The sequence below is a fragment of the Sphingomonas sp. 37zxx genome (assembly GCF_000786205.1).
In the GTDB taxonomy this organism is placed as follows: domain Bacteria; phylum Pseudomonadota; class Alphaproteobacteria; order Sphingomonadales; family Sphingomonadaceae; genus Sphingomonas.
The window spans coordinates 1-9,724 of the sequence record NZ_JROH01000074.1; the positions used below are offsets into that span (position 1 = coordinate 1).

8 protein-coding genes and 1 pseudogene are annotated in these 9,724 nt (G+C 57.8%); 7 read left to right on the forward strand and 2 right to left on the reverse strand.

Annotated features, from left to right (window positions below):
- The coding region (locus QU44_RS19025) for a helix-turn-helix domain-containing protein (RefSeq protein WP_033923460.1) at positions 1-210 on the reverse strand (210 nt) is incomplete at its 3' end.
- Between the two features lie 101 nt (positions 211-311).
- Here QU44_RS19025 and QU44_RS19030 point away from each other — a divergent pair.
- Positions 312-554 (forward strand): tyrosine-type recombinase/integrase, encoded by a 243-nt coding sequence (locus QU44_RS19030; RefSeq protein ID WP_033923457.1) that lies wholly within the window; start codon positions 312-314, stop codon positions 552-554.
- Here QU44_RS19030 and QU44_RS16235 read toward each other — a convergent pair.
- Positions 509-1,579, reverse strand: a complete 1,071-nt coding sequence (locus tag QU44_RS16235; RefSeq protein WP_081988123.1) for a LacI family DNA-binding transcriptional regulator — start codon at positions 1,577-1,579, stop codon at positions 509-511. The two genes, QU44_RS19030 and QU44_RS16235, sit on opposite strands and share 46 nt — an antisense overlap.
- Before the next feature lie 165 nt (positions 1,580-1,744).
- Between QU44_RS16235 and QU44_RS16240 the strand changes: the two genes are divergently transcribed.
- The 6 genes and pseudogenes from QU44_RS16240 to QU44_RS18375 form a co-directional block, all read left to right on the forward strand.
- Positions 1,745-4,687 (forward strand): TonB-dependent receptor domain-containing protein, encoded by a 2,943-nt coding sequence (locus QU44_RS16240; RefSeq protein ID WP_081988124.1) that lies wholly within the window; start codon positions 1,745-1,747, stop codon positions 4,685-4,687.
- 113 nt (positions 4,688-4,800) lie between these two features.
- Positions 4,801-5,736: a ThuA domain-containing protein gene (locus tag QU44_RS16245; protein ID WP_081988125.1), complete on the forward strand. Its 936-nt coding sequence runs from the start codon at positions 4,801-4,803 to the stop codon at positions 5,734-5,736.
- Positions 5,733-6,773, forward strand: coding sequence for a Gfo/Idh/MocA family oxidoreductase (locus QU44_RS17565; RefSeq protein WP_197054362.1), 1,041 nt, complete (start codon positions 5,733-5,735; stop codon positions 6,771-6,773). The genes QU44_RS16245 and QU44_RS17565 overlap by 4 nt, the downstream gene beginning before the upstream one ends.
- A 75-nt stretch (positions 6,774-6,848) precedes the next feature.
- Complete coding sequence (locus tag QU44_RS17570) at positions 6,849-7,463, forward strand: gluconate 2-dehydrogenase subunit 3 family protein (RefSeq protein ID WP_052135017.1); 615 nt, start codon at positions 6,849-6,851, stop codon at positions 7,461-7,463.
- A 14-nt stretch (positions 7,464-7,477) separates the two neighbouring features.
- Entirely contained in the window at positions 7,478-9,166 is a 1,689-nt protein-coding gene (locus QU44_RS16260) for a GMC oxidoreductase (protein ID WP_033923459.1), read from the forward strand.
- 376 nt (positions 9,167-9,542) lie between these two features.
- Positions 9,543-9,724 (forward strand): annotated as a pseudogene (locus QU44_RS18375) (transposase); the annotation flags it as partial.

Consider the following 9,724-nt stretch of genomic DNA (forward strand, 5'->3'; position numbering starts at 1 on the left):
AAAGCCGTGGTGCGCTTCGATCAGTCCTGACCGCGAGTCACCGCCCTGACGGCTTGGCAACACCTTGCCCGTGCGCACCGTCAACTGCCGCCAGCGGATCGCGCTTGCCGCACTCACCCCAAAGCGCGCTGCCGCCGCACGGCAGGGCAGCCCGCCGTCGATCGCTGCCAACATGCGTTGCCGCAAATCAACCGATAAGGCTCGACCCATCCCTGCCAGCCTCCTTCACCAGCAGGTATCGTGAATCAGAAATCAGACAGCTTGGGAATCCCCAATCGATTCAGCGACGGCGAAAACCGCTCTAGTCGGTCGTGTCCGAGCGCGGCGCGCAGCTAACCCGCCAGGCCGTCAATTACCTGCTGGTCCAGGCCTCGGCGCGCGCCGGCCTGCCGTCGGTCAACCCGCATATGCTGCGCCACTCCTGCGGGTTCGCGCCTGCGAACCGCGCCTACGACCTCCGCCTGATCCAGGATTATCTCGGCCACCGAGACCCCAAACACACCGTCCGCTACACCCGTACGGCCGGACGCCGGTTCGAGGGACTCTGGCGCTGAAATCCCAAATAGCCATTTTGCACAGCTTCGCGGTCACGGGGCCAATTCAGGTCTGGGCTAACCGTAGAACCCCTTACGATCAGGTGATGCTTGAAATCGAGTTCGACAGCGTGGCCTTTTATGGCCGCCTCAACGGCCACTCGGGCGATATCCTCAATTGGGAAGTGGATCGTTGTCAGGGCCGGGAAGACCTTGCCAGCTTCCTGATTGCCATCAAAACCGGCAATCGCCAGGTGATCAGGCACCTTTATGCCAAGCTCATGTGCAACAGCCAGCACGCCCAGCGCCATGTCATCGCTGGTCGCAAAAATCGCTGTTGGCGGCGCATCAAGCTGTAGCAACGTCCGAGCTGCAGCTTCGCCTACCTCGAACACGAAATCCCCACGGATCATCAATGCGTCATCCAGCGGAATGTTCGCCTGCGCCAATGCAGTTTTATAGGCCTGCACGCGTTCCTCGGTTGCACCAGCTGGCAGCGGCGGGGCGATGAGGCCGATGCGGCGATGGCCGAGATCAAGCAGATGCTGCATCAGTTCCATGGTGATCGCGAAATCGGATACCGGCACACTGATGCCATAGCCGGGTTTTGACTGTGAGATTCTGACGACGGGTATGTTCTGCTGCTCAAGCTTTTCGATGACGGCCATGTCATCTTCAAAGGGCGCAAACAGGATGACCGCGTGCGGCTCGACTGGCATTTGCGCAGTCCAGTCCAGCAGGTCATCGCGGCTGTCGAATACCTCAGTGAGCAGATAATGCCGGTTTCTCCGGCATTCTTTGGTCAGGGATATCAGCATCCGGCTGATGAAGGTCGCCTGTACCGGCAAAATTGGCGCAGCAATGACAATCGATTTGCGCCGTGCCAGCATTCTGGCAGCTTCGGTTGGGCGATAGCCAAGCTCGATGACCGCAACCCGGACCCTTCTAATCAGCTCCGGCCGGACGTGAGGTTCACCGTTGAGAACTCGCGATACCGTTTTGAAGGATACTTTTGCGCGGGCCGCGACGTCTTTGATGGTTGGCATTGTTTCCCATTACAAGCTCACACTCAGCCGTCCAGTTTGTAGGCTCTATGTGATGAAAAATCCGCAACCGTGCAACCACGATTCGCCCAACGTTGACAACGTTGCCAATTTGGCATAGCTGTGTCGGCAAGATGCATAAGCATCAATTACCCGGAGAGTGATGGGATGAAAGCGTACCCAAATTGGCAAGCACGGGCATCGTTCGCAGGCTTGAGTTTGAAGGCGTCAACAAGCCTCGCCGTGCTGGCGTTTGGAACACTTTCAGCAACCCACGCCAACGCGCAGGAAATCGCGCCGGAGCAGGATTATCAAGCTGATGCCGAGACCGAGGCAAACGATATCCTGGTTACCGGTTCGCGCATAAAATCCGCTTTCGAGCAACCAACGCCGGTGGCCATTCGAACCGCAGAAGACCTGCAAGATGCGCAGCCTATCGGCATCGCCTTATCACTTATTCAAGCGCCGCAGTTCGCGGGTTCATCAACGTCACGCACACTGCCCACGTCATCGCCAACGCAGCAGCGCGGAAGCTTTTTGAACTTGCGCGGGCTTGGCGCAAGCCGCACGCTGATCCTGCAGGATGGTGACCGCGTCCCGCCAACGACGTTTGATGGTCTGGTCGACGTCGAAATCATTCCCGAAATGCTGGTGTCGCGCGTTGATATTGTGACCGCAGGCGTCTCAGCCGTTTATGGTTCGGACGCCGTTGCTGGCGTTGTGAACTATGTCATCGACAGCAAATTTACTGGGCTCAAGGTCGCCGGACAAACCGGCGTTTCCTCTTTTGGCGATGCTTTCCGGTTTGATGTCGGGTTGGCAGGTGGTGTCAAGTTTGCTGGTGGCCGCGGGCACTTGCTGTTCAGCGCTGAGCATGAAGAAAATGATCAAATCACCTACCGTGATCGCCCAGAATTCAACGGGCAGTTCGGTTTTGGCGGGTTGGGCACAGCTGCCAGCCCTCATTTCTTGAGGGAACGCGTTGTTTGGGGCGCGGTGACGCGTTTTCCCAGCATTCTGGCAGGGCCGTTCGCTGGCCGAACATTTAACGCCGATGGGTCGGCAGCCTTTCTCAACCCGGGTACGTCCATTGGTGCCGCTCCGGGAACAGGCCAAATCGGCGGGACAGGCACGATTGTTGATCCCGGTCGCAGCTTGCTGACCGGCGTGACTTCGTCGCGCTTCTACGGGCGGCTAAGCTATGATGTGTCGAACAAAATAACGACTTTTGTCGAAGGCAGCTACGCTCGCAACAAGACTCCGTTTGCGACGGCCATCAACTTTGCGCAGTTTCTGCCGCTCAATGGAAATCCTTTTCTCGCCGCGTCGGGAATCGCGCTGCCGACACAGTTTGTGCCAGAGGGTTCGCCAATTGGCTTTGGCATCTTCGGCACCAATGAATTTGGCACACCGAGCACGGTTCAATCGAGCGATGCCTGGAGCATCAAGGCTGGCTTGAAGGGTGAACTGGTTGAGGGCTGGGATTTCCGCGCAACTTACATCCACGGCGAAGTCAAACAGCAGTCCGAAAGCCGCGAGTTCAACATGCAGCACTTGTTTGCATCGTTGGATACGGTTTCGACGCCTGCAGGGCCAGCCTGCTTTGTCTCAACACTGCCAAACAATCCGCTGCCGGGCTGCATACCCTACAATCCGTTTGGACAGCAACTGAGCCCCAATCGCGAGGGTTTGAGCGATTGGCTGGTTGGCTTGTCGGTTTTTGACGTGACCAATAAGATGGACGTGTTTAGCGGCAGCATAAACGGATCACCATTTGAACTACCTGCGGGGCCTGTCAGCGTTTCCCTGGGTTTTGAATATCGCGAAAACAGCCTGGTTCGTAATAGCAATTCCGACCCGGCCATCCCGCTGGACACTCTTGGCGGGGCCATCCGAGGAGCGGCAACGCCAACGCGTTTTGGCATCACCAACATCGGTCTGATCGATGGCCGGAACAACGTGAAGGAGGCTGGCCTCGAAGTGCTCGCGCCGATCACGTCAGCAGATTCCGGAATTGGCGAAATTTCGGTTTCCGGCGCAGGTCGCTGGACTGATTATAGCAACTCCGGCACGGTCTATACGTGGAAGGTTGGCGGGACATGGGAGCCGATTGATGCTCTGCGATTCCGCATTACCCGTTCGCGGGATATCAGGGCGCCCAATCTGTTCGAACTGTTCGCTGGGCGGACAGCAGGTTTCCAGAATTTCTCTGCACCTGCGCCATTCAACACCAGCAGCGATAACATCATTGTCAATGGTGGCGGCAATCCAGCGCTCAACCCTGAAGTCGCCAATACGCTGACCTTTGGTGGGGTGTTCAGCCCAGTGAGCAATTTCACCATTTCGGCCGATTATTATGACATTGATCTTAGCGGTGCGATACAAGAGCGTCCGTTCCAAACATTGGCCGGCGAATGCGCCAGCTCGGGCTTTACGTCACCAGTTTGCGACAGCATTACCTTGCAAGGTGGCGGCAATCCAACCGCAGCGCAGGTCAGCACTTTGCCCACCATTGCCGGCATTTTTTCAGGCCCGGTCAATCTTTCAAATTTGCGCACCCGCGGGATTGATATTGATGCCAGTTACACGCTGCCGCTAGGCGATGGCCAATTGGATCTTCGGGCCAATGCCAACGTGCTTTTGTCGTTCAGAAGCCAAGTAAGCGCATCTTCGCCGGTGGTTTCACAAGCGGGCTTTATCGATAATCCTGGCTCATTATTGTTGCAGGATGCGATCCAGCCAAAGTTGCGTAGCAATATCAGCGCGCGGTATGCATCAAATGACGGTTTTAACCTGTTTGTGCAGGGACGTTACATCGGAAATCTCAATCAAGGCGAGGTCCCCGGGCTCACGGCGGGTAGCCAAACATTCGTCTATGCTGATGATGAAATCGGCGCGGTTTGGTACTTTGATGCGAATGTCAGCCAAACTGTCCAAGGAGGGCCCCTGGGTGGCGACTTGGAACTCTTTGCGAACGTCAACAACCTGTTCAACAGGCGTCCGCCGATCATTCCCAACCTGCAGCAGCCAAGCAACACGTTCCCGACCTTTGCCCAACTGTACGACATCATGGGTCGTTATTTCACGGTCGGCGCGCGGGTGACGTTCTGACGCGGTAACCCTTGATCAAAGGCAGAACCGGGGGGAGACGGGGAACAGCCACTCCCCCCTCAAAATTTCCATTGCAGCGCCAAAGCAGCAGTTCGATCTAAAAAGGCAAAGCTATGGCTAATACGATGCCCAGAACCGGCAAAAAGCGTTTTTTCATACGGGTTCTCAAGATTTTCGGCTGGCTCAGCCTGATCCTGCTGCTGGTGGTTGCTGTGTTCGCATGGGTCAATCGCGATCTCATTCAGCGGGTCATGCTGGGCGGCTTGAAGGTTTATGAAACCACACCACCGTCGCTGCCAGCCGATCTCAAACGTCCGGCAATTCTGGTCTTTTCCAAGACCAATGGCTTCCGCCATGAAGATGCCATTCCTGCGGCCAACGTCCTGTTCCAGCAAATGGCTGTCAAGAATGGCTGGGGCTATTTTCAGACGGAGAACGGCGCAACTTTCAACCCTGCCATGCTTGAGCAATTCGACGCGGTCATTTTCAATAACACCAGCGGTGACGTATTCACGCTCGATCAGCGAGCAGCCTTCGAAAGCTATATCAAAAGCGGCGGAGGCTTTGTTGGAATCCATGCTGCAGGCGATGATTCGCATGCGGACTGGAGCTGGTACATGACCGAATTGCTCGGAACGACATTTACCCAGCACACCCTCAACCCGCAGTTCCAGACCGCGACGGTGTCTCTGGATAAGCCTGACCATCCTGCGGTTCAGGGGCTTCCGTCTTCGTGGGAGCATTTCGAGGAATGGTATTCATTCGACCGCTCGCCGCGCAGCACGGGTGTTGATGTCCTGATCACGGTTGACGAGGCGACTTACACTCCGGAGGGTTTTCTGGGAGCCGATCTGCGCATGGGTGACCATCCGATCGTATGGAGCCGCTGCATCGGTAAAGGCCGCGTACTCTATTCGGCATTTGGCCACGCTGCCGCCGCATTCGAGAACGCGCAACAAAAGCAATTCTTGCTTAACGCAACCCGTTGGGCGCTGCGCCTTGACGGCAACGAGTGCGACGCCCCCTCAGTCGCAGGTCCGGGCAAGTGACGTCCATCCGCTATGGGATGATTGGCGGCGGGCAAGGCGCGTTTATCGGCGGCATTCACCGAACCGCAGCGGCCATTGCCGGCAACTGGCAACTGGTGGCAGGCGCATTGTCCTCGACCCCTGAAAAAGCAATCGCATCTGGGCAGGAACTGGGCCTTCCCGCAGATCGCACCTATAGCAGCTGGGCCGAGATGCTGGCGCGCGAAGCGGATCTCCCAGACGATGTTCGCATTGAGGCCGTGGCCATCGTCACGCCCAATCACATGCAGGCCCCACCTGCCATCGCGGCGCTTGAGGCGGGGCTGGATGTCATTATCGACAAGATGGTTATCCTGTTCGCAGCCGCTTGTTATGTTGCCGGGCCTGCGCTTGTTCTGTTCGCGGCTGGGGCGGAACCGTTCAAGCGGCCGACCTTTTGGATCTTCTTTGCGATCGTGTTCCTGACGGCGTCAGCAGAGCTGGCACCGGGAGCATGGGTGGACGTCACCTTGTCCCAGACAGTCGGGATGCCGGGCATTCTGGTGCTGGTATATGTCTCGGCCATCATGTTCGTTATGCGGCATTTTGCGGGGCCGCTTGACCATCGCTTTTCCGACATGGGGCTGCTTTGCGTTTGCACCTTGCCTGCCGCAGCTGGCCTTTATTTGCTGAGCGCCGCCAACTCGCCCACGACCGCCCTTGTGGCCGCAACACTATGGGCGATTGGCGTCTGCTTCATGTGGCCGACAATGCTGGCCGCGGTGTCCAGACGGTTCCCAAAAAGCGGTCCGTGGGGCACCGGGTTGGTCGGCTTTGCCGGAGCCATGGTGATCTACTTTGTTTTGCCGCAACTCGGCGAAATCTATGATGATGCCAAATTGGCAAAGGCAGGCGGCAGGGAGGCGTTTAACGCTTTGGTGCAGGGTTCGCCCGAAATGCAGGGCGTGCGGGCATTGGCTGCTGAAACCAGCTTTCAGACCATCGCTGTCATCCCGTTGATTCTGTTCTTCGTGTTCGGACTCGTCTGGTTTTTCGAACGCGGAAAGAGCGCCAAATGAGCGCGCAGCCGGCGTCTTTGCCAAATCAGAAAAACCAGTGGGGACGACGGTGACCGAAAGATTGGAGAATTCCAGATGAACAACCTCATGCCAACCGATCGCCGCACGTTGATGCGCAATGTCGCGCTGCTGCTGGGCGCTGCTGCCATCCCCGGTCTTGGGGGTTGCAGCGCGGCCCTTGGAGGAAGCGGCGCGCTTGACGATGAACGTCTGCGATTGCTCTCCGCCATCGCCGATACCATTATTCCGGTCACCGACACGCCCGGTGCGTTGGCCGCCAAGGTCCCGCAATTACTGAGCGGACTCATGCGCGACTGGGCATCGCAGGAAACCAGACTGGAAATTGTTCAAGCGATTGATGCCATTGGCGAACTTGGCTCCGGCGAGGATTTTGCAGCACTTGACCTTGCCGCGCGGACGGAAATTCTGGTCGCCTATGACCAGGCAGCGATTCAGCTTGGCCCCCCGCGAAAGAAAGCTCTGGAAGGTCTGGCGGTCATGCTGGCTGGTCCGCCAACCGCCAATCCATCATATGTCCGGCTCAAGCAATTGATTATCGGTCTTTATTACACCAGCGAAATCGCGCTGACCGAGGAGCTGCTGTATGAGCATGTACCCGGCAAGTTTGTGTCATCACTGGAAGTGACCGCCGAAACGCGGCCGTTTGCAGGCGTCAGTGATCTTGGTTGATTGGAGAGAAACCCATGGATTTTGATGCAATCGTGATCGGTTCGGGCATGAGCGGCGGGATCGCCGCCAAGGAATTGTGCGAGCGCGGTCTTAAAGTTCTAATGCTGGAACGCGGCCGGGACATTGATCCGGCTACAGACTTCAACGACTCGGTGATGCCGTGGGAATTGAAAAACAACAATATGGTCGCGGAGGAAGAGGTAGCTCGCGACTATCCCGTTCAACGCCAGAACCACAGCTTCAGTGAAGCCACCAAGCATTTCTGGGTGAAGGACACCGAACACCCCTACATCACCCCCGAAGACGCGCCGTTCGGCTGGATCAGGGGCGATCACCTCGGTGGGCGGTCAATCATGTGGGGGCGGCAAAGCTATCGCATGTCGCCAATGGATTTCGAGGCCAATGCCCTTGATGGCCATGGATGCGACTGGCCGATCCGGTACGAAGACCTCGCGCCCTATTACGATCAGGTCGAACGGTTTATCGGTGTAGCAGGGGCACAGGACGGCTTGCCGCAATTGCCCGATGGCGACTTTCTGCCGCCATTTGCCATGAATGACGGGGAGAAGTTCTTCAAATCCGCGATCGAAACCGGATTCAGCGGTCGCAAGGTCATTATCGGGCGCGCGGCCAACCTGTCGGTTGCGCAGCCACACCATACCGAATTAGGCCGAGGCGACTGCCAGAACCGTTCGATTTGCGAGCGCGGCTGCAGCTTTGGCGCGATGCACAGCACGTTGAGTTCATCCCTGCCTGCCGCCCGGCGGACCGGAAATCTGACCCTGGTGACCGATGCGATTGTTCAATCGATCCTTCAGGATCCGGCCACCGGCAAAGCAACCGGCGTGCGTGTGATCGACAGGAACACCAAGGTCGGCCGCACTTACGAAGCCCGGATCATCTTCCTCAACGCCTCGACCATTCCGACAGCGCAGATACTGCTGGCATCCGCCAACGAGCAAAACCCGAATGGCCTTGCCAATGGTTCGGATCAGGTCGGCCGCAACCTGATGGATCACATTTCCGGCCTGGTGACCGGCGGTGTCATCCCCGGTGCCCTCGACACCTATTACAAGGGGCGCCGCCCGACGGGCATCTACATCCCGCGCTTTCGCAATATCAGCGAAGACGGCGATGGGTATATCCGCGGCTTCGGTTTCCAGGGCGCAGCCTTGCGAACCGGCGGTAAGCCCCCGGCATATCTGCCCGGCATCGGTCCCGGACTGAAGGAAAGTGCGCGACAGCTTGGCCCGTGGATGATGTTTGTTGCAGGCTTCGGCGAGATGCTGCCCAATCCGGAGAACCGCGTGACCTTGCACCGCACCAAAACCGATCAGTGGGGTATGCCTCTTGCCCATATTGCTTGCAGATACGGCCCCAACGAGATCAGCATGGCCAGTCAGATGCTGAGCGATGGCAAAGCGATGATCGAAGCGGCGGGAGGGACGGTTACGTTTCAGACCGACAAGGCCGCAGCTCCGGGTTTCGGCATCCATGAAATGGGCACGGCGCGAATGGGGAACGACCCGAAAACATCAGTACTCAACAAATACAATCAGGCGCATCAGGTACCGAACCTGTTTTGCACCGACGGTGCGGCGATGTCATCGAGCGCCTGCCAGAACCCATCGCTGACCTACATGGCATTGGCTGCGCGCGCTGCGCATAATGCGACGCAAATGCTGCGTGAAGGGGTGATCTGAGACGGGCCGAAGCAATGCACCACCCGAGTTGGAAATTGTCCCGGCGCATGGGGTGCAAAAACCTTGATAAAGCCGGGTGGCAGCTTCGTCGCGGGCTGCCAAGTAGCGTGAAAGGAAGCGGGACGTGAAAATGAGCCGCGGCGTTTGGTACAGGCAGGCATCGCCTCGGCTGTGCTGGCCAAGAGCGCGGTTGCGGCCGAACGCAAGCGCCCAAACATTCTTTGGCTGGTCAGTGAAGACAACAACCCGTTTGTGGGCACCTATGGCGACAAATTGGCCCATACTGTGTTTCGGTGTGAGACCCCGATCCGAAAGTAGTTGAGCGATACCAGTATGTTGTGATTCACACCGTCTTTGCGACGAGATGGAGTGAAGCATGGCATGGTCTGGTATCGCCCGGCGCGAGCATAGCCGCGAGGGTCTGCGGTATCCAAGCATATGACGGACCGGGGATGGGCTCTGGCGGCCCCGCTCATCCCGCCGGCCAAGACGGGCGGGCGGCGGCGGACGACGGATAGACTGCATCGAGCGGCCGCTGCTGCCAGGTCGCGACCTCAT